Source organism: Streptomyces sp. AJS327 (assembly GCF_013450295.1).
Classification (GTDB): Bacteria; Actinomycetota; Actinomycetes; order Streptomycetales; family Streptomycetaceae; genus Streptomyces.
The window spans coordinates 1,479,017-1,497,722 of the sequence record NZ_SKBR01000002.1 but is presented as its reverse complement, the minus strand read 5'-3'; the positions used below and the strand labels follow the sequence as shown (position 1 = coordinate 1,497,722).

18 protein-coding genes are annotated in these 18,706 nt (G+C 74.2%); 15 read left to right on the top strand and 3 right to left on the bottom strand.

The genetic code is table 11. The annotated features are described in order from the left end of the window. The first annotated feature begins 21 nt into the window (after positions 1–21). From E0L36_RS16055 to E0L36_RS16045, 3 genes are all read left to right on the top strand, one after another. Positions 22–909, top strand: coding sequence for an SDR family oxidoreductase (locus E0L36_RS16055; protein ID WP_180929699.1), 888 nt, complete (start codon positions 22–24; stop codon positions 907–909). A gap of 90 nt (positions 910–999) precedes the next feature. Continuing rightward, the gene (locus E0L36_RS16050; RefSeq protein ID WP_180929698.1) at positions 1,000–1,731 is read left to right on the top strand and encodes a methyltransferase; all 732 of its coding nucleotides are present in this window, start codon (positions 1,000–1,002) and stop codon (positions 1,729–1,731) included. Then, positions 1,718–2,020 (top strand): CDGSH iron-sulfur domain-containing protein, encoded by a 303-nt coding sequence (locus tag E0L36_RS16045; protein ID WP_258016179.1) that lies wholly within the window; start codon positions 1,718–1,720, stop codon positions 2,018–2,020. Before E0L36_RS16050 ends, E0L36_RS16045 begins: the two co-directional genes overlap by 14 nt. A 360-nt stretch (positions 2,021–2,380) precedes the next feature. On the opposite strand, the gene E0L36_RS16040 is transcribed toward E0L36_RS16045, so the two are convergent. From E0L36_RS16040 to E0L36_RS16030, 3 genes are all read right to left on the bottom strand, one after another. After that, positions 2,381–3,439, bottom strand: coding sequence for an iron-containing redox enzyme family protein (locus E0L36_RS16040; RefSeq protein WP_180929697.1), 1,059 nt, complete (start codon positions 3,437–3,439; stop codon positions 2,381–2,383). After that, complete coding sequence (locus E0L36_RS16035) at positions 3,436–4,896, bottom strand: glutamate--cysteine ligase (RefSeq protein ID WP_219636575.1); 1,461 nt, start codon at positions 4,894–4,896, stop codon at positions 3,436–3,438. Before E0L36_RS16035 ends, E0L36_RS16040 begins: the two co-directional genes overlap by 4 nt. Positions 4,897–5,016: 120 nt before the next feature. Then, positions 5,017–5,433 (bottom strand): CBS domain-containing protein, encoded by a 417-nt coding sequence (locus E0L36_RS16030; RefSeq protein ID WP_180929696.1) that lies wholly within the window; start codon positions 5,431–5,433, stop codon positions 5,017–5,019. 617 nt (positions 5,434–6,050) lie between these two features. On the opposite strand from E0L36_RS16030, the gene E0L36_RS16025 reads away from it, so the two are divergent. The 12 genes from E0L36_RS16025 (at position 6,051) to E0L36_RS15970 (ending at position 18,695) form a co-directional block, all read left to right on the top strand. Further along, on the top strand, positions 6,051–7,082 hold the full coding sequence (locus tag E0L36_RS16025) for a hypothetical protein (RefSeq protein ID WP_180929695.1): 1,032 nt from the start codon (positions 6,051–6,053) through the stop codon (positions 7,080–7,082). Positions 7,083–7,138: 56 nt separating this feature from the next. Continuing rightward, positions 7,139–8,407, top strand: coding sequence for an FAD-dependent oxidoreductase (locus E0L36_RS16020; RefSeq protein ID WP_180929694.1), 1,269 nt, complete (start codon positions 7,139–7,141; stop codon positions 8,405–8,407). Between the two features lie 93 nt (positions 8,408–8,500). Next, positions 8,501–9,922 carry an MFS transporter gene (locus tag E0L36_RS16015; RefSeq protein WP_180929693.1) on the top strand — a complete coding sequence of 474 codons (1,422 nt, stop codon included), beginning with the start codon at positions 8,501–8,503 and terminating at the stop codon, positions 9,920–9,922. A gap of 152 nt (positions 9,923–10,074) precedes the next feature. Further along, positions 10,075–10,959, top strand: coding sequence for a xanthine dehydrogenase family protein subunit M (locus E0L36_RS16010; RefSeq protein ID WP_180929692.1), 885 nt, complete (start codon positions 10,075–10,077; stop codon positions 10,957–10,959). Beyond that, the gene (locus E0L36_RS16005) at positions 10,956–13,343 is read left to right on the top strand and encodes a xanthine dehydrogenase family protein molybdopterin-binding subunit (protein WP_180929691.1); all 2,388 of its coding nucleotides are present in this window, start codon (positions 10,956–10,958) and stop codon (positions 13,341–13,343) included. The genes E0L36_RS16010 and E0L36_RS16005 overlap by 4 nt, the downstream gene beginning before the upstream one ends. Next, positions 13,340–13,891 (top strand): (2Fe-2S)-binding protein, encoded by a 552-nt coding sequence (locus E0L36_RS16000; protein WP_180929690.1) that lies wholly within the window; start codon positions 13,340–13,342, stop codon positions 13,889–13,891. The genes E0L36_RS16005 and E0L36_RS16000 overlap by 4 nt, the downstream gene beginning before the upstream one ends. Before the next feature lie 83 nt (positions 13,892–13,974). Beyond that, positions 13,975–14,706 carry an SRPBCC family protein gene (locus tag E0L36_RS15995; protein ID WP_180929689.1) on the top strand — a complete coding sequence of 244 codons (732 nt, stop codon included), beginning with the start codon at positions 13,975–13,977 and terminating at the stop codon, positions 14,704–14,706. Continuing rightward, a complete protein-coding gene (locus E0L36_RS15990) occupies positions 14,703–15,401 on the top strand; it encodes an isochorismatase family protein (protein WP_180929688.1) in 699 nt (232 codons plus the stop codon). The genes E0L36_RS15995 and E0L36_RS15990 overlap by 4 nt, the downstream gene beginning before the upstream one ends. Positions 15,402–15,518: 117 nt before the next feature. Further along, positions 15,519–16,367: an alpha/beta fold hydrolase gene (locus E0L36_RS15985; protein WP_180929687.1), complete on the top strand. Its 849-nt coding sequence runs from the start codon at positions 15,519–15,521 to the stop codon at positions 16,365–16,367. Positions 16,368–16,442: 75 nt separating this feature from the next. Then, entirely contained in the window at positions 16,443–16,922 is a 480-nt protein-coding gene (locus tag E0L36_RS15980) for a MarR family winged helix-turn-helix transcriptional regulator (RefSeq protein ID WP_180929686.1), read from the top strand. 202 nt (positions 16,923–17,124) lie between these two features. Then, the gene (locus E0L36_RS15975; RefSeq protein ID WP_180929685.1) at positions 17,125–17,889 is read left to right on the top strand and encodes an aspartate/glutamate racemase family protein; all 765 of its coding nucleotides are present in this window, start codon (positions 17,125–17,127) and stop codon (positions 17,887–17,889) included. 305 nt (positions 17,890–18,194) lie between these two features. Further along, positions 18,195–18,695, top strand: coding sequence for a MarR family winged helix-turn-helix transcriptional regulator (locus tag E0L36_RS15970; RefSeq protein WP_180929684.1), 501 nt, complete (start codon positions 18,195–18,197; stop codon positions 18,693–18,695). The last annotated feature ends 11 nt before the right edge of the window (positions 18,696–18,706 follow it).

The window sequence follows — 18,706 nt, the reverse complement described above, 5'->3', positions numbered from 1 at the left end:
CCCCTCGCATGGGAGGACACCATGACCGCACGGAACCAGCCCCCGGACCCCACCGGCCGGCGCCCCAGGCCGCCCTTCCCTCCGCAGCACCAGCGGCCGCCCGGCAGCACCGGGGAGATGACGCCCCGCCCGGACCACGGTGAGGACTCCTACCGTGGCGGCGGGCGGCTGGCCGGGAAGCGGGCCCTGATCACCGGCGGCGACTCCGGGATCGGCCGCGCGGTGGCGCTGGCCTTCGCCCGGGAGGGCGCCGACGTGCTGCTCACCAACCTGCCCGAGGAGCAGGAGGAGGGCCGCGAGTCCGCGCGTCTGGTCCGGGAGGCGGGGCGGCACGGCGTGAACGCCCCCTGTGACCTGCGGGAGGAGACCGAGTGCCAGCGGCTGGTGGACCTCGCGGCGGAGGAGCTGGGCGGAGTCGACGTGCTGGTGAACAACGCCGCCTTCCAGATGGCCCAGCCGGACGGTATCCGGGCCATCACCACCGAGCAGTTCGACCGGGTGGTGCGGACCAATCTGTACGCCATGTTCTGGCTGTGCAAGAAGGCGCTTCCACTGCTGCCGGAGGGCGGCTGCGTGATCAACACGACCTCCGTGCAGGCGTACAGCCCGTCACCACAGCTGCTGGACTACGCGATGACGAAGGGCGCCATCGTCACCTTCACACAGGGCCTCGCCGCCGAGCTGGCGAACCGGGGCGTGCGCGTCAACGCGGTGGCGCCGGGGCCGGTGTGGACCCCGCTGATCCCCTCCACCCTGCCCGACGTCACCGGCTTCGGCTCCGGCAGCCCGCTCGGCCGCCCCGCCCAGCCCGCGGAACTCGCCCCCGCCTACGTCTTCCTCGCCTCCGACGAGGCCGGTTACGTCACCGGCTGCGTGCTGAACGCCACCGGCGGCAACCCCCTCCGCTGACCCTGCGGTACCGGGCCGACCCCCGGGGGCGGCCGGGGTCCGGACGGGCGGGGCGGGTTTCGCCCGGGGCCCGGGGGCTACCCGGGGACGGTGCGACTGCTGAGGCTCCCCGGGGTCTACGCGCCGCAGGGCGACTCCCAGCTCCTGCTGGACACCCTGCGGGAGCTGGGCGTTCCGCCGGGGGCGAGGGCGCTGGACCTGTTCACCGGCACCGGCGTGGTGGCGCTGGCCACGGCGCGGCTCGGCGCCCGCCGCGTCCACGCGGTGGACTCCTCCGCCGACGCCGTGCTCACCACCCGCCGGAACGCGCGGGCGCTCCGGCTGCCGGTGGTCGCCCGGCAGCACGACGTACGGAACCTCCTGGGCCGCCCGGCCCACCGCTTCGACCTGGTCACGGCCAACCCGCCCTACGTGCCCTGCCCGCCCCCGGGCACGCTCCCGGTCACCTCGGTACCGGCCCGGCACCGTGACCGCGTCGGCGAGCACACCTGGCGGGCGGGCCCGGACGGGCGGGACCACCTCGACGCGCTGTGCGCCACGGCGACACGGCTGCTCGCCCCTGGCGGGGTGCTGCTCCTGGTGCACTCGGAGATCTGCGACTCGCGCCGCACCCTGCGGCTGCTGCGCGCGGGAGGGCTGCGGGCCACGGTGGCGGCCCGCCGCGTCCAGCGGTTCGGTCCGGTGCTGCACGCGCAGGCGGCCTGGCTGGAGCGGCGCGGGCTGATCAGGCGTGGGCAGCGCGAGGAGGAACTGGTGGTCGTCCGCGCCCAGCTGCCCCCGACCGGGGAGCCACGGGAAGGAGCGTGCGATGGACGACGCTGACGCGACGGAGCCCGCGAGGGCCGTCCGGCGCGTGCTGATGGAGCCGGGTGGGCCGATCCTGGTGGAGGGTCCGGTAGAGGTCACCCTGCCGGACGGCGGCATCCGGCGCTCCGGGCGCTTCATGGTGGCGGTGTGCCGCTGCGGGATGAGCGCCGACCCGCCCTGGTGCGACACGAGCCACCGGAACCTCCCGTCAGGCGGCCACCGCGCGCCCGGGCCCGGCTCCGCTCCCCCGTGCTCCGGCCCCCCACCCGAGGCCCCCGCCGCCGAGGAGCGGGACATCCCCTGACCCTCCGTCCGGGTACGGTGCGCTCCGTCGGCGTGTGCACGGCGGGACGCACCGTACCGGCGTGTGCCCGGCGGGACGGTCAACAGCCCCGGGACGGAGGGGGGTTGGGCGCGCGGTGCATCCGCACGCGCCCGCTCCGGCCCGTCGCCGGGACTCCGCCGGGGCCGGTGGCCGGGACGCTCCGGGGGCCGCCGGGACTCGGGACTCCGGGGGGCTCGGGAGTCCGGGGGGGGCTCGGGACTCCGGGGGGCTCGGGACTCCGGGGGGCTCGGGACTCCGGGGGGCTCGGGACTCCGGGGGGGCTCGGGACTCCGGGGGGGCTCGGGACTCCGGGCTCCGGGTGGGTCGGGTCCTCTGTGGTCAGGGGCGGGGGGTGGCGGAAGCGGGCGTGCCCGGGAGCGGGTGACGGAGCGAGGAGCGTCCGTGTTCCCAGGCGTCCCGCAGCTCGGCCGCGAACCTGCCCTCCAGCAGTTCGCCCGCCCGGATCCCGAAGACCACGTCCCGGGCCAACTCCGGTCGCTGGGCCAGCAGTCCGCCGACCACCTCGTGTCGCGTCACCTGCTCGTGCACCGCGTCCGCCGTCACGTGCTCGGTGTAGAAGCGCACGCACGCCTCCGGGGCGCCGAGCCGCCGCAGGGCGAGCGCCATCCGGCGCGAGGCGGGCGGGCTGGTGATCTCGACGGCGGCGAACTGCCCGACGAGGGCGCCCAGCAGCCGCCGGTGGAGCCCGAACAGGGACATCAGGTTGACGACGGCGAGCGTGGCCGACGGAGCGTGTTCCAGGTAACGCAGGTAGCCACGCTCCAGCCCGGCGCCGTCGAGCAGGTCGGCGTAGAGGCGCGCGTGCACCCGCTCGGGGTGCCCGGCGCCGAACTCGTCGTACTCGACGGCCACGAAGCCCGCCTTGGGGCGGCCCGCGAGGCGGGGGATGGCCCAGGCGTGCGGGTCGGCCTCCTTCAGGTGGTAGAGCGAGCGGTGCGCCAGGTACTCCCGCATGTGCCACCACTCCCCCCGCTCGCGCAGCCAGCGCGAGAGCCCGCCGCCGCCCGGCTCTTCGGTGAGCAGGGCGGTGAACTCGGCCTGAACGTCGTCGTCCTCGCGGGTCCCGGCGCGCAGCGCGCGCAGGAAGGCGCGTTCGGCGTCCCCGCGCAGCCGCAGCAGTTCCGCGTTCCACTCCCAGTCGTCGTCCACCCCGGCGAAGCCCCGGTAGTGCAGCTCGTAGCAGAGGTACAGGGCCAGTTGGAGGTCCTCCCCGAGGGGCTCCGCGAGGTCGGCGCGGTGCCGGGCCTCCGCCAGGGTCACCTCGGGCGCCCGGCCCCCGAGGACGTCGACGACCGCCCGGGAGAGCGGCCCGCGCGCGCCGGGCAGCGGCGGCGGCGCCTCGGGGTGCCCGTCCGGGGAGGCGGTGGCCCGCGTCATGACGGCTCCGCTCCGGGCGCGGCCCCGGAGGGGCCGGTGGCGCGGGGACCGGCGCCGGGGGCCTGGAGGGTCTGCCGCGCCAGGAAGGCGGGCAGCGGGCTCAGGTCGGCGGTGCCGTCCGGCCGCCAGCGTGCCGCCGCGCGCTGCCGGTCGGCGCCGGTGCCGTGGGCGCGGACGCCGTCGAGCAGCCGCCGGACCCGGGTCAGGTCGCCCGTCTCCTCCAGCGCCTCGACGGTGTGCTCCAGCAGCTCTCCGACGAGCGTCACGGCGGGGACCCGGCGGGCGTCCGCCAGCCGGACGCCGGGGCCGCGCAGCCCGTAGCGGGCGGCGTTCCACACCGCGCAGGCCCCGATCTCGTACTCGGTGGGAGCGGCCTCCCGGCCCGCCGCGAGGTCGGCGAGCGCCGTGCGGACCAGTCCGCGCGCCAGCCCCGCCTGGAGCAGCGCGTCCTCCACGGTCGCCGCGGCGTCGGCCACCCGCAGCTCCACGGTCGGGAAGCGGGGTGAGGGGCGGGCCATCCAGAAGCACATGGTGGGGTCGACCACGGCGCCGCACTCCACGAGGCGGTCCACGGCGGCGTCGTGGTCGGCGGCGGAGGCGAAGTGCGGGGGCAGTCCGGAACTGGGCAGCCGGGAGTGCTCCACCAGCCGCCAGCTCCCGTACCCGGTGTCGGCGCCCCGGTCGAAGGGCGAGTTGACGGAGAGGGCGAGCAGCGTGGGCAGCCACGGCCGCAGGTGGTTGACGACCGCGACGGCGGTGTCCCGGTCGGGCACCGACACGTGGACGTGGCAGCCGGAGGCCGCGAAGTCCCAGGCCACCGCCTGGTACTCGGCGGCGAACCGCTCGTACTTGCCGCCCCGCGAGATCCGCCACGGCGAGTCGCCGCCCACGGGCAGCCCCGTCGAGAGCAGCCGCAGTCCGGCCGCCTCCGCCGCCATCGACAACTGCCGCCGGGACGCGAGTAGTTGGGAGGCCAGTTCGTCCAGGCCGGAGCAGACCTCGCTGACCGACTCGACCTGGCAGGCCAGGAACTCCCGTTTGAGGCGCGGGTTCTGGCCGTCCTCGGCGCCGGGCACCGCGGCCGCGGCCGGTATCCCGTCCCGTTTCACTCCGGCGAGGACGTCCTCCGCGCGCGGGACCGGTTCCCCACTGTCGGCGTCGACGAGCAGGAACTCCTCCTCGACCCCCAGGGTTCCCCCGCGCCCGGCCGCGTCACTCCGGGCGGCCCCCGCCGGGCGGGGGCGGGCGGCGTCCCACGCGGGGCCGCCGTGCGGCGCGGGAGGCGCGTTGGGGGCGGGAGCCGCACTGGGGGCGGAAGCCGCGCCGGGGGCGTCAAGTCCACTGGGGCCACGAGGAGTTGACGGGGCGTCCGGGGACACGGCGGAGGCCACGCGCGGGGGCCGCGCGGGGGCCGCCGGCACCGGGGCTGGTCGCGGCTCGATCTCCTCGTGGGTCATCCGGCGCCTCCTCCGCGGACGGGCCGTCCCGCGGACCCGCCGCCATCGCGCGATGGCCGTCGCGGGTCCGCCGACGGGGGTGTGCGGGCCACCGCCGCGCGGTGGTGGCCCGCTGGCGGCTCAGTCGGTGGACAGCGCCGCGACGAGGTCCCCGACCTCGGGGTGCGGCATCGCCCTGGCCACGTCGGCCTGCGCCACCATGCCCACCAGGGTGTGGCCGTCGATGACCGGCAGCCGCCGCACCTTGTGCTGGGTCATGGTGCGCATCGCCTCGTGCGGGTCGTCGTCCGCCTGGACGGTCAGCGCGTGGCCCTGCTGGATCTCGCTGGCCCGGGTACTGGCCGGGTCCCGGCCCTGGGCGAGCACCTTCACGACGACGTCCCGGTCGGTGATCATGCCCTTGAGCCGGTTGTCGTTGCCGCATATCGGCAGGGCACCCACCGAGAGCCTGGTCATCTTCTCCGAGGCGTCGAGCACGGACTCGTCCACCCCGACGCACTCCGCTCCTCCGGTCATGATCGAACGGACGGCAGTCATGGCAGCTCCTTCACGTGGGGTCGTGCCGGACGACCCGTCCGGCACACCACCGGCTCGCCCGGCGGCGGGTGCCGGGTGCCCACGACGGGCGCCCGGTAACACCCGCGGCGGCGCGCACCGGCCCCCTCGGAGGGTCGCCGGATACGGCGCCGGAGCGGGGCGCGCCGCGCCTGGCCTCCATGGTGGGCGCCCTCCCGCGAATCGGCACGTTCGACCGTCCCGCCCGGGCGGGACGGGGTCAGGGGCCCGCCTCGGCGGCGGGCCCGCCTGGGCGGCCGGGGCGGCCGGGGAGGCGGGCGCGACGCCCTTCGGCGACGGAAGCGGAACCCACGGTCACCGCACGGCCCGCTGCGTGAAAGATCTTCGTTAACTTCACGCCACACTCTTGCCAAGCCCAATTAATGCGTGTTCGGATTATCTCCGTTCGGCAGCACACCGCCGAACGATTTCCGCTGATCAGAGACCGCGTGCGGACCGATCTCGGCATGCCCGCGCACTCTGGCGACCCCGCCAGGCGGTCCACCCGACCACACTTTCACGCCACCCAGGGCGCACCGCCGCCTTCGGAGCGCGTGGTCGACCGTGCCCGAACCAAGAGAAGTATCCGGAGGGACTCCATGTTTGACCTCTCGTCCGTCGATCTCCTCGATGCCTTCACGCGCGAACTGGAGCTGTGCAAGGTGCGGGAGGACGAGCACGTCGTCATCCTCTCCGAGCCGGGGAGCCGGGGCGACTACGTGGCCGCCGCGTTCGGCGCCGCCAAGGCGCTCGGCGCGCACGTCATCTCGGCCACCGTCCCGGGCGGCACCCCCGCACCGATGGACAGCACCCACACGGGAGCCGGTCCCGGCCTGAAGTCGGTGCTGGACGACAGCACCGCGCAGACCCTGCTGAAGTCCGCCGACCTGGTCGTGGACCTCACCCAGGAGGGCTTCATCCACGCCCCCGTACAGCAGGAGATCCTCAAGACCGGCACCCGCATCATCTTCGTCTGCGACGCCCCCGACGTGCTGATCCGCAACCTGCCGAAGCCGGAGGACAAGCAGCTGGTCCTGCGCGACTCGGAGCTACTGAAGAAGTCGTCCGTCATGCGGGTCGTCTCCAGCGCGGGCACCGACCTGACGGTGCAGCTCACCGGCTCCAAGCCGGAGTTCCAGGTCGGTTTCGCGGACGACCCGGGCCGCTGGGACCACTGGCCGAGCACCATGGTGCTCTGCTGGCCGGAGATCTCCGACGGTCAGCTGGTGCTCGCCGAGGGTGACATCCTGCTGCCCTTCAAGGAGTACGTGCGCGAGCCGGTCACCCTGGAGATCGCGGGCGGGCGGATCGAGAAGGTCAGCGGCGGCTCCGAGGCGAAGCTGCTGGAGACCTTCTTCGAGGACTCGAACGACCAGTGGGCGCGCAGCCTCTCCCACATGGGCTGGGGCCTGATGAAGAGCGCCGACTGGTTCGCCACCGCCCTCTACGGCAAGGGCGACCTGATGGGCATGGACGCCCGCGCCTTCGCCGGGAACTTCCTGTGGTCCACCGGCCCGCACCCGATCCTCGCCCGCGAGTCGTACGCCCACCTGGACATCGCGATGCGCGGCTGCTCCATCTCCGTCGACGGCACCGACGTGGTGGTCGACGGGGCTCTCACCGACCGCTGATCGGCCCCCAGCGGCCCCCCGTTCCCCTCTCTGCACGCTTCCGGAGGAGCTGAGCAATGGCTTCCAGTCAGTCTTACGAGGTCACCATCGTCGGCGGTGGTCTCGGTGGTCTCACCGCGGCGCTCGCGCTGCGCCAGCGTGGCCTGCGGGTCACGGTGCTCGAACAGGCGGACCAGCTGGGTGAGGTCGGCGCGGGCATCCAGACCGCGCCGAACGCCAGCCGCATCCTGCTCGGGCTGGGACTGCGCGACCAGCTGGAGGCCATCCACACCGAGCCGCTGGACCAGGTCCGACGGCGGTGGGAGGACGGCAGCGTGGTGGGGCTGACCCCGCTCGGGCAGTTCTGCAAGGACCGGTACAACGCCCCGTACTGGCACTACCACCGGGCCGACCTGCACCGCGTGCTGATGGACGCGTGCGTCGACCCGGCCGGTGCGGGCCCGGTCGTGCGACTGCGGACCAGCAGCCGGGTGGCCGAGCTGGACCAGTCCGACCCGGCGCGGCCGGTGGCGATCACCGCTGATGGCCAGCGGTACGCCTCCGACGTGCTGGTCGGCGCGGACGGCATCCGCTCACGGGTCCGCGAGCTGATGGGGCTGGAGGACACCCTGGAGTTCTCCGGCGAGATGGCCTACCGTGCGCTGATCCCGGGCGACCTGATCGCCGCCGACCCGGCCACCCGCTGGCTGGTCGACCGGTTCCAGAGCACCATCTGGTACGGCCCGGACCGGCACCTGGTGCACTACATGATCCGAGGCGGTGAGTGGCTCAACATCGTGGCCTGCGTGCCGTGCACCGACGAGGTCGCCGAGAAGTGGACGGCCGCCTCGACGCCGGAGGATCTGGCCGCGGCCTACCCCGGCTGGGACGACCGGGTGCCCGCCATGCTCTCCAAGGCGAAGGGCGACGTCACCTGCTTCGCGCTGTACCACCGCAGGCGCGACCCGGTGTGGGTGGACGGCAGCGTGGCCCTGCTGGGCGACGCCTGCCACGCGATGCTCCCCTACCAGGCGCAGGGCGCGTCCCAGGCCATGGAGGACGCCGCCGTCCTCGCCGAGGAACTCGGCGCGGTGACGGTGGACGGAGTGGGCGGCGCGCTGCGCCGCTACGTCGACCGGCGGGCCAAGCACGCCGGCATGGTGCAGGAGGCGTCCCTGCGCAACAAGACCTTCTACCACTACCCGGACGGACCCCTCCAGCAGGAACGAGACGCCAAACTGCGGCGCTTCGACGGGGAGTCGGACGTCTCCTACGACTGGCTGTGGAGCGGAACCCCCCTCAACGACCCCGACCTCGGGGCGTTCTCCTACCAGTTCTCCCGGTGAGCCGGCGGGGTGCGCCGCCCCCTGTGGCGCACCCCCGGCCCAACTGCGCAACGGCGTCCACCGCGGACGCCCATCCGAACCCCTGGAGCAACGGTGAAGACAGGTGACCAGATAGTCCAGGAACTCCCCTGGAAATGGGGAGTCCAGGGCAAGATCTTCATCATCGGTGGCCTCGGCTATCTGTTCGACGCGTGGGACATCGCGCTGAACGGCTTCCTGATGCCGCTGGTGGGCGACGAGTTCGACCTCAGCACTGGTGAACGCGGTCTGGTGGCAACGGCCAACCTGATCGGCATGGCGGTGGGTGGAGTCCTCTGCGGCTCCATCGCGGACCGCATCGGCCGGAAGAAGACCTTCAGCGTCACGCTCCTGGTGTTCGCGCTCTTCTCCGTACTGGGCATGTTCTCGCCCAGCTACTCGGTCTTCCTGCTGTTCCGGTTCCTCGCGGGCATCGGTCTCGGTGGCTGTATCCCGGTGGACTACGCGCTGGTGAGCGAGTTCTCGCCGCGGAAGTACCGAGGGAGGATCCTCACCGGACTCGACCTGTGGTGGCCGATCGGCGTCACCATCTGCGGTCTCACCTCCACCCTGCTGATCCCGCTGGACGGCAACTGGCGCTGGATGCTCGGCATGATGGTGCTCCCCGCGCTGCTGCTGTTCTGGGTGCGGCGCGGCATCCCGGAGTCGCCGGTCTTCCTCGCGAAGAAGGGCCGCGAGGCCGAGGCCCGCGAGGTCATCGACGAGCTGGTGCGGAAGACCGGTGCCACACCGGAGCCCTACGTCATACCCGAACCACCCAGGCGCAAGGGCGACGAGACCCGTGGTCTGGCCGCGGGCGTCGAGCAGCTGCGCAGGCTCTGGGCGTTCAACGCCCGCATCACCTCGGTGGCGTGGGTGCTGATGGTGACCGTCATGCTGGTCTACTACGCGGCCCTGACCTGGATGCCCTCGATCCTCAAGGAGGAGGGCTACGGCGACACCGCCTCGTTCACCGGCACCACGCTGATGAGCGCCGTCGGCATCACCGGTGTGGTGGCGTCGACCTGGCTGGTCGACGTGGTCGGCCGGAAGTGGCTGATCGGGGTGTCGGCGCCGGTCGCGACGGCGGCGCTGGTGGCCTTCGCCGCGATGCTGGAGATGCAGACGGCGGCGATGATCTGGATCGCGGTCTTCGGCTTCCTGATCCAGCTGACCATCCCCGCGATGTACGCCTACGTCTCGGAGCTGTACCCGACGATGCTGCGCGCCAGCGGGTTCGGCTGGGCCTCCTCGCTCAGCCGGGTCGCGACGGGCTTCGCGCCGCTGCTGTTCGGTTCGGTGATGTGGCCCGTCCTCGGGCTGACGGCCACCTTCGCGGTGCTGGGCGTCCTCGCCCTGGGCGCGGTCATCTGGATGGCCATCGCGGCGCCGGAGACCAAGGGCCGCGAACTCGACGAGGACGAGGACGCGCTCGACGAGGCGACCGCCGCCAGGACGGCGACCGGCGCCGCCGAAGGGGAGCCGGTCCCCCAGTGACCTCCCGGTGCCCGGCGCGGAACACCCGCGCCGGGCACCCGGCGAGACGGCGGGCCCGGGCGGGCCACGGGACACCCCGACGGCCCCGTCCGGCCGTCGGGAACCGGAACACCGGCGGAACACGACGGGACCGAAAGAAGGGAAGGAGGAGCATGAAACCGGCCGCATTCACCTACCACCGCGCGCGGGACGTGGCGGGGGCCACCCGGCTGCTCGCCGAGCTGGGGGACGACGCGAAGCTCATCGCCGGGGGCCAGAGCCTGGTCGCGATGATGAACTTCCGGCTGGCGCGTCCGCGCCACCTCGTCGACATCGGCGGGCTCCGCGAGCTGAGCGGCGTGCGCCGGGACCCGGACGGCGCGCTGCGGATCGGGGCGCTCACCACCCACCACGCCGTGGAGCGCGCGGGCGCGGAACTCGGGTCCGACTTCGCGGTGCTGGGTGAGGCGATGCGCTGGGTCGGGCACCTGCCGATCCGTACCCGCGGCACCGTCGGCGGCAGCATGGCCCACGCGGACGCGACGGCGGAGTGGTGCCTGCTGGCGCTGCTGCTGGACGCGGTGATCGTGGCGCACGGGCCGGACGGTGAACGCCGCGTCCCCGCCGGTGAGTTCTTCCACGGCTACTACACCACGGCCCTGGAGCCGGACGAGGTGATCACCGAGGTGGTCTTCCCGCATCCGGCGCCCCGGGCCGCCCTCACCGAGTTCGCCGAGCGGCGCGGCGACTTCGCCACGGTCGCCGCCGCCGTGTGGCTGGAGACCGAGCCGGGCCCGGACGGCGCCCCGGCCGTCCGCTCCGGCCGGGTGGCGCTGGGCGGTGTCGACGCCCTGCCCGTCCGGGTCCCGGAGGCGGAGGAGGTGCTCGCCGGCGGCGGAACCGCCGGGCCCGAGCTGTACGCGGCGTGCGCCGCGGCGGCGGAGCGCGCCGTCGGCGCGCTGGACGCCGGTTCGGGCGACGACCCGGAAGCCCGCTACCGGCGCACCCTGACCCGGACCCTGGTGGCTCGTGCCTGCGAGGAGGCGATGTCCCGATGACCAGTGGAGCCAGCGAGACGGCGGCACACGGCCACCGGAAGGACGAGGACGCCTGGATCGGCTCCTCGATCGGCCGCCGGGAGGACCCGCGGCTGCTGACCGGGCGCGGCCGGTTCACCGACGACATCCACCTGCCCGGGATGCTGCACGCCCAGTTCGTCCGGGCGACGGTGGCCTCGGCGACCGTCACCTCGGTCGACCTGTCCGAGGTGCGGCGGGTGCCGGGCGTGGTCGCCGCCTTCGACGCGGCCGACCTCGGGCTGGCCGACATCACCGCCCGTCTGGACCGGCCCGTAGCGGAGTTCGTCCCCACCGCGATGCCGGTGCTGGCCCGGGACCGGGTCCGGTACGCGGGGGAGCCGCTGGCCGTGGTGGTGGCGACCGACCCGTACGCCGCCGAGGACGGTCTGGAGGCCGCCAGGGTGAGCTACGAGACCCGCACCGCGGTGGTCTCGGACGAGCAGGCCCTGGCCGAGGGCGCCCCGCTGGTGCACGACGAGGCCACGGCCAACACCCTCGTGGACGTCTCGATGTTCGCGACGGAGGGCATCGACGAGGTCTTCGCCTCGGCGCACCGGGTCGTCCGGGTGCGCACCAAGACCGGCCGGCAGAACGCGCTGCCGCTGGAGACCCGCGGCGCGCTCGCCGCCTGGGACGACCGGGAGGAGCAGCTGGCGCTGCACACCTCCAGCCAGGTGCCGCACCAGGTGCGCACCGTCGCGGCCCGCTGCCTGGGCCTGGACGAGCGCGCTGTGCGGGTGCTCGTACCGGACATGGGCGGCGGCTTCGGCCAGAAGTGCGTGGTGGGCCGGGAGGAGATCGCGGTGGCCGCGGCGGCGCTGCGGCTGGGCCGCCCGGTGAAGTGGAGCGAGGACCGCAAGGACGCGCTGACCGCCTCCTTCCTCGCCCGGGAGCAGCGCTACGACGTGCGGGCCGCCTTCGACGCGGAGGGCCGGATCCTCGGGCTCGACGCGGACGTGGTCTGCGACATGGGCGCGTACTCCTGCTACCCGTTCAGCGCGGGCATCGAGCCGCTGATGGCCTCGGCCGAGATGCCGAGCGTCTACAAGGTCCCGGCCTACCGGGTGCGGGCGCGCGCCGTCACCACGAACAAGGCGCCCACCGCGCCCTACCGGGGTGTGAGCAGGCCGCAGTTCGTGATGGTGGTGGAGCGGCTGTTCGAGCGGGCGGCGCGGGAGCTGGGCATGGACCCGGTAGAGATCCGGCGGCGCAACGTGATCACCGAGTTCCCCTACACCGGCGTCAACAACGTGACCTACGACCCGGGCTCGTACCGGGAGTCACTGGACCTCTGCGAGGCGCACGTCCGCGAGGAGGGCTGGTACGAGCTGCGCGAGCGGGCCGCGGCGGAGGGGCGGCACATCGGGATCGGGTACTCCTGCTTCAGCGAGCGCACCGGCTACGGTTCGGCCGCGTTCGCGCAGCGGAAGATGGAGGTCGTGCCCGGTTTCGACATCGCCGAGGTGCGGATGGACACCAGCGGCGCGCTGGTGGTCACCACCGGCACGATGAGCCACGGGCAGAGCCACGAGACGACGATGGCGCAGATCGCCGCCGACGAGCTGGGGCTCGACGTGGCGCGGGTCCGCGTGCACCAGGGCGACACCGACCGGATCACCTACGGCTGGGGGACCTTCGCCAGCCGGTCGATCGCGATCGGCGGCAGCGCGGTGCGGATCGCGGCGGGGAAGCTGGGCGGGAAGCTGCGGCTGATCGCCGCCAGCCGCTGGGACCTCGACCCCGGCGAGGTGGAGCTGACGCGGGACGCGGTGCGGCGCCGGGACACTGGCGAGACGCTGTCGTACCGGGAGATCGCCGACATCGCCTACCTGAGGGCGCACCTGCTGCCCAAGGACGTGGACCCGGGGCTGACGGCCACCGCCAGCTTCGACGTCCTCAACGACGGCACCTTCTCCAACGCGACGCACGCGGTCGTCACCGAACTGCACGAGGGGACCGGGCAGGTGGAGATCCTGCGCTACCTCTGTGTGGAGGACTGCGGGGTGGCGATCAACCCCAAGGTGGTGGAGGGCCAGTGCCGGGGAGGCATCGCGCAGGGCATCGCCGGTGCCCTGTTCGAGGAGATCACCTACGACGAGCAGGGTGAGCCCTCGGCGACCAGCTTCATGGACTACAAGGTGCCCACCGCGCAGGAGATCCCGGACGTGGGCATCCACCACCTGGAGACGCCCTGCGCGTTCACCGAGACCGGGGCCAAGGGGGCGGGCGAGGGCGGCACCATCGGCGCCCCGGCGGCCGTGCTCAACTCGGTCAACGACGCGCTGCGCGGCACGGGCGTCGAACTGGACAACACCCCGATCACACCGGCAACGGTGGTCAGCGCACTGGAGCACACGCCATGACCGAGACCACGCACCAGTCCCCCGGGCAGCAGCTGATCAGCCTGAACGTCAACGGCGAGCAGCGGGAACTGCTCGCCGAGTCCCGGCAGACCCTCGCCGACGCGCTGCGGCACGGGCTCCAGCTGACCGGCACCCACGTCGGCTGCGAGCACGGCATCTGCGGCGCCTGCACGGTGCTCGTGGACGGCGCCCCGGTGCGGTCCTGCCTGATGTTCGCGGCGCAGGCCGAGGGCGCGGAGATCCGCACCGTCGAGTCGCTGGCGGGCGGCGACGACGGCCGTGAACTCAGCGATCTCCAGCAGGCGTTCCTCGACCACCACGGCCTCCAGTGCGGTTTCTGCACCCCGGGGTTCCTGATGCTCGCCGAGGGGTTCCTGGCGGAGCGCCCGGAGGCGGAGAAGGAGGAGATCCGGGAGGTCGTGGCGTCCAACATGTGCCGCTGCACGGGCTACCAGACGATCGTCGAGGCGATCGACGACTGTGCCACGAAACGCCGGGAGGCGCTGCGCGCCCGGCTGGAGGGCCCGGCCACCGAGCCGGCCGGCTGACCCCGGGCCGGATGCCGGGGCCCGGCTCCGCCGGTTGACCGAATGTGCGAATCCTGCCGCGCGGCGGCAGGCGAGGAGGTTCCATGCAGCTCACCAATGTGGTTCCGGTGAAGGCGGCGCCCGACGAGGTGTTCGCCCTGATCAACGATGTCGAGCGGGTCGTCTCCTGCATGCCGGGCGCGGCGCTCGACGGGCGGGACGGCGACACCTGGCAGGGCCGGGTGAAGGTCAAGGTCGGCCCGATCACCGCGGCCTACGCGGGCACCGTGCGGTTCATCGAGGTGGACAGCGCCGCGCGGCGGCTGCGCGTGCAGGCGCGCGGCGCCGACGCGCACGGCAGCGGTGACGCCGAGGCCGAGGCGTCCCTGGAGGTGGCTGAGGCGCCGGGCGGCGCCGAGTTGCGGCTCACCACCGACCTGGTCATCCGGGGCAAGATCGCGCAGTTCGGCAAGGGCGCGGTGGCGACCGTCTCCGAGAAGATCCTCCAGCAGTTCGCGCGGAACCTGGGCAGCCTGCTCGACCAGGACCGGGCCGCCGCCGGAGCACCCGCGAACTCCGCGGCCCCGGCGGGCGGCGCGGCCGCGGCCACCGCCCCGGCGGGCGCCGCCACCGCGACCGCCCCGGCGGAGCGGCGTCCAGCGGCTCCGCTCGCCGCGGAGGGCGCCTCCGAGCTGAACGGCCTCTCGATGATCGTCGGCCCGGCGCTGTCGAAGTACGGCCCGGTGGTGGGCGCCTTCGCGTTCGGCCTGTTCGAGGGCTGGCTGCTGGGCCGGGTCCTCACCCGCGAGAAGCACCGCTGTGGGGGTGCCCGATGAGCGCCGGACGCTACGGCCAGGAGACCGACCAGACCTACGAGCGGGCCGGGTTCGGCGCGCCCGTCCGCCGGGGCGGCCGTCCCGCGCTGATCGTCGTCGACCTCTCCCGGGGCTTCACCGAGGAGGCGTTCCCCTCCGGGGCCGATCTCACCGACGTGGTCGGCGGCAGCGCCGAACTGGCCGGGGCCGCGCGCGCCGCCGGGGCGCCGGTCATCTACACGGTCATCTCCTACTCCCCCGCCGAGGCCGAGGGCTCCTCGGTGACCTGGCTGGACAAGGCGCGGGGCATGCGGGCGCTGGTCGAGGGCAGCGAGGCTGTCGAGCTGGACCCGCGGCTGCCGAGGCGGCCGGAGGACCTGCTGGTGGTGAAGAAGGGCGCCTCGGCGTTCTTCGGTACCTCGCTGGCCTCCACCCTGGTCGGACTCGGCTGCGACACGGCCGTCGTCTGCGGCGCCACCACCAGCGGCTGTGTCCGGGCGACGGCGGTGGACGCGGTGCAGTCCGGGTTCCCTGTCCTGGTGCCCCGCGAGTGCTGCGGCGACCGCGCCCAGGGCCCGCACGACGCCGCCCTGTTCGACATCCAGGCGAAGTACGGCGACGTCGTGTCGCTGTCCGACGCGCTCGGCTACTTCCGGGGGCTCGCCGGGGCGGAACCCGCCGGGTCAGCGCGGGCGACCGCGCCGACGGGCGGCTGACCGGCGGCCCCGGCGGCCATCGCCGTCCCCGGACATCACCCGGCAGACCCCGCGCCCGCTTCCCGATCCCGTGATCGGCCCTCCCTCCCGCACGAACCCACGCCCAGGAGGCTTCCCTTGACCGCCCGACACCTCAGCCAGCCCGCCCTGGCCGACCTCGCCGACGTTCCGGCCACCAGCCGCTGGGTGCGCTCCGGCTCGCTGCGCCTGCACGCCCTGGACTACGGCGGCGAGGGCGTGCCGCTGGTGGTCCTGCCGGGCATCACCAGCCCCGCGGTGACGATGGACTTCGTCGCCCGTGAACTCACCGACCTGGTACGGCCGGTGGTCCTCGACGTACGGGGCCGGGGGCTGTCCGACGAGCCCGCGGACGGCTCCTACTCCCTGGAGGCGTACGCGGAGGACACCGAGGCGCTGATCACCGGCCTCGGGCTGGACCGGCCGCTGCTGCTGGGCCACTCGATGGGCGCCCGGATCGCCGCCACCACCGCGGTGCGCCAGAAGGTCACGCCGCGCGGCGCGGTGCTGGTCGACCCGCCGATGAGCGGCCCGGGCCGCGGCCCGTACCCGACCACGCTGCCCGCCTTCCTCGGGCAGCTCAGCGAGGCGCTGCGGGGCACGGACGCCGACGAGGTGGCGCGGTCCTGGCCGCGCTGGCCGCGCCGGGAACAGGAGCTGCGGGCCCGCTGGCTGGCCAGCTGTGCCGAGGAGTCCCTCGTGGAGACGCACCGTGGCTTCGAGTCCGAGGACTTCTTCGACTGGTGGCCCTCGGTGCCCTGCCCCACCGAGCTGCTGCACGGGGCGGACAGTCCGGTCGTCACCGCCGAGGGCGCGGCCGAGGCGGCGCGGACGCTGCCCGCGGCCCGGCTCACCGAGGTCCCCGACGCGGGTCACATGGTGTTCTGGGACGCTCCCGAGGCGGGGCTGGCGGCGGCCCGCGCGGCGCTGTCGAGGCTGCTCGCATGAGCGGGGCAGCCCGCCGTCGCGCCCCCGGGTCGGCCACCCCGGGTGGCGCTCAACGACCGTGGTTGAGTGGGAGACATGGCTGACAAGACCCCACCCCGCCCGGACTCGCACACACCGCCCGCGATCCTCACCAACGCGCCGGGCTACCAGGTGCGCCGTCTCTACCAGGCGTACCTGGCGGCGTGGGTGCGGACCGTCGATCCGGTGCTGACCGGCCCGCAGTTCGCGGTGCTGACGGCGGTCGGCGCGGCGCCCGGCCGGGACCAGAGTTCGATGGCCTCGGCGGTCGCGCTGGACACCTCCACCATGGCGGACGTGGCGCGGCGGCTGGAGCGGCGCGGCCTGCTGATACGCCGGACCGCCGCGGCCGACGGGCGCCGCAAGCTGCTGTACCTCTCGGAGGAGGGGGAGGCGGCCCTCCGGGAGGCGAACGGGAGGGCGCGCGACCTGGATGAGCGGCTGCTGGCGGAGCTGGATCCGGAGCAGCGCGCCCAGTTGCTCCGGGAGTTGACCACCCTCGCCAACCACTGGGAGGGGCTGGCCGAGGGCTCCTGACCGGCTGACCGCACCGTCGCGGGGCACGCCGGGAGCCGGAGCGCCGTGGGGCGCTCCGAAGGCGCCGGACCGGGAGGACCGGGCGGCGTACACCAGAGCCGGGTTCCGCCGCCCGGCTCACGAACCACCAGATAGTACGTACTCGGATCATCCGGGCGGCGCCGCCGCCCGGGCCGAGGACCCGGAACCCGCGGAGGACCCCGTGACGGACCACCACATCGGCCTGATCGTCCCCAGCTCGAACCTGACGATGGAGACCGAACTGCCCCAGATGCTGCGCGACCGCGAGGCGGTGGAGCCGGGCGACCGCTTCGTCTTCCACAGCAGTCGGATGCGGATGCAGCACGTGACCCCGGAGCAGCTGCGCGCGATGAACGCGCAGACCGAGCGGGCCGCCCTCGAACTCGCCGACGCGCGCCCCGACATCGTGGCCTCCGCCTGCCTGGTCGCGATCATGGCGCAGGGCCCCGGCTACCACTGCACCGCCGAGGACGAGATCACCGCGGGGCTGCGCTCGGGCGGCTCCGAGGCGCCGGTGGTCTCCAGCGCGGGCGCGCTGCTCAGCGGGATCGAGGCGCTGGGGGCGAAGCGGGTCGCCGTCATCACGCCGTACATGAAGCCGCTGACGGAGACCGTCGTCACCTACATCGAGGACGCGGGCGTCCGGGTCGTCGACTCGCTGAGCCTGGAGGTGGCGGACAACCTGGAGGTGGCCCGCCTCGACCCGGCCAACCTGCGCTCCCACTGGCGGCGGCTGGACCTCTCCGAGGCGGACGCCCTCGTCCTGTCCGCCTGCGTGCAGATGCCCTCGCTCTCGGCGATCCAGCACGTGGAGGACGCCTGTGGGCTGCCGGTGCTCTCCGCGGCGACGGCCACCACCCACCGCATCCTCGGCGGACTGGGCCTGCCCACCACCGTGCCGAACGCGGGCAGCCTGCTCAGCGGACGGTTCCCCGCCGCCGCCTGAGGCGGCGTCCGGGCGCCCGCGCCCTCCGACCGCCGGGTCCCGGCCTCTGGTGCTCACCGGCCGGGGCCCGGCTCCCCCTTCGGGGAACCCCGCTCGGGCCGGTTCCCCGGCCGGGCACCGCTCCCCCGCCACCGCCGCGGACCCCGTGAACTCCCCGGCCTCCATGGGCTCTTCGGACCCCCGGCCCCTCGAACGCTCCGGACGCACCACGAGGTAGTTCGATGGTGAGTGACGCGCCTCCGGGATAGGTTGGCGCGGCGCGCCCGGTGCGATCACCGGCACGCTGGGCCGGGGACGGAGACGCGATGGAGGCACCGATGCCCGAGGACGTGGCGGCACGACGCGAGCGACTGGCGGAGGGTCTCCGGGCGTACGGCGCGAGCTTCACCGAGCTGGGACGCCGGTTCGCCGCCACCCTGGGCGTGCACTCCACCGACGCCTTCGCGCTGCTGGAGATCGCCGCCGCCGAGCGGCACGGCAGCCCCCTCTCCCCCGCCCAGCTCGGCAGGCGCGTCTCGCTCTCCTCCGGGGCGATGACCGCCCTGCTCAACCGGCTGGAACAGGCCGGATACCTGACCCGCACCCGCGAGCACGCGGACCGCCGGGTCGTGACCCTGCGCTCCGGTGGCCAGGCCGCCGAGCTGGCCGACGCCTTCTTCGCACCGCTCAACGCCCGCCAGGACGTCATCCTGGCCCGCTACTCCCCCGACACGCTCCGGCAGTTCGAGGTCGTCCTGGACGAACTCCGTGAGTCCATGGACGCCGAACTCGCCGCCGCCCCGGCCCAGCGACCCCCGCGCCGCTGACCCACCGCACC

Excerpts from the sequence above, each read along its gene's own strand:
- E0L36_RS16055 (WP_180929699.1), top strand. The coding sequence starts at position 22 with ATGACCGCACGGAACCAGCCCCCGGACCCCACCGGCCGGCGCCCCAGG.
- E0L36_RS16045 (WP_258016179.1), top strand. The coding sequence starts at position 1,718 with ATGGACGACGCTGACGCGACGGAGCCCGCGAGGGCCGTCCGGCGCGTG.
- E0L36_RS16040 (WP_180929697.1), bottom strand. The coding sequence starts at position 3,439 with ATGACGCGGGCCACCGCCTCCCCGGACGGGCACCCCGAGGCGCCGCCG.
- E0L36_RS16035 (WP_219636575.1), bottom strand. The coding sequence starts at position 4,896 with ATGACCCACGAGGAGATCGAGCCGCGACCAGCCCCGGTGCCGGCGGCC.
- E0L36_RS16030 (WP_180929696.1), bottom strand. The coding sequence starts at position 5,433 with ATGACTGCCGTCCGTTCGATCATGACCGGAGGAGCGGAGTGCGTCGGG.
- E0L36_RS16025 (WP_180929695.1), top strand. The coding sequence starts at position 6,051 with ATGTTTGACCTCTCGTCCGTCGATCTCCTCGATGCCTTCACGCGCGAA.
- E0L36_RS16020 (WP_180929694.1), top strand. The coding sequence starts at position 7,139 with ATGGCTTCCAGTCAGTCTTACGAGGTCACCATCGTCGGCGGTGGTCTC.
- E0L36_RS16010 (WP_180929692.1), top strand. The coding sequence starts at position 10,075 with ATGAAACCGGCCGCATTCACCTACCACCGCGCGCGGGACGTGGCGGGG.
- E0L36_RS16005 (WP_180929691.1), top strand. The coding sequence starts at position 10,956 with ATGACCAGTGGAGCCAGCGAGACGGCGGCACACGGCCACCGGAAGGAC.
- E0L36_RS16000 (WP_180929690.1), top strand. The coding sequence starts at position 13,340 with ATGACCGAGACCACGCACCAGTCCCCCGGGCAGCAGCTGATCAGCCTG.
- E0L36_RS15995 (WP_180929689.1), top strand. The coding sequence starts at position 13,975 with ATGCAGCTCACCAATGTGGTTCCGGTGAAGGCGGCGCCCGACGAGGTG.
- E0L36_RS15990 (WP_180929688.1), top strand. The coding sequence starts at position 14,703 with ATGAGCGCCGGACGCTACGGCCAGGAGACCGACCAGACCTACGAGCGG.
- E0L36_RS15980 (WP_180929686.1), top strand. The coding sequence starts at position 16,443 with ATGGCTGACAAGACCCCACCCCGCCCGGACTCGCACACACCGCCCGCG.
- E0L36_RS15970 (WP_180929684.1), top strand. The coding sequence starts at position 18,195 with ATGGAGGCACCGATGCCCGAGGACGTGGCGGCACGACGCGAGCGACTG.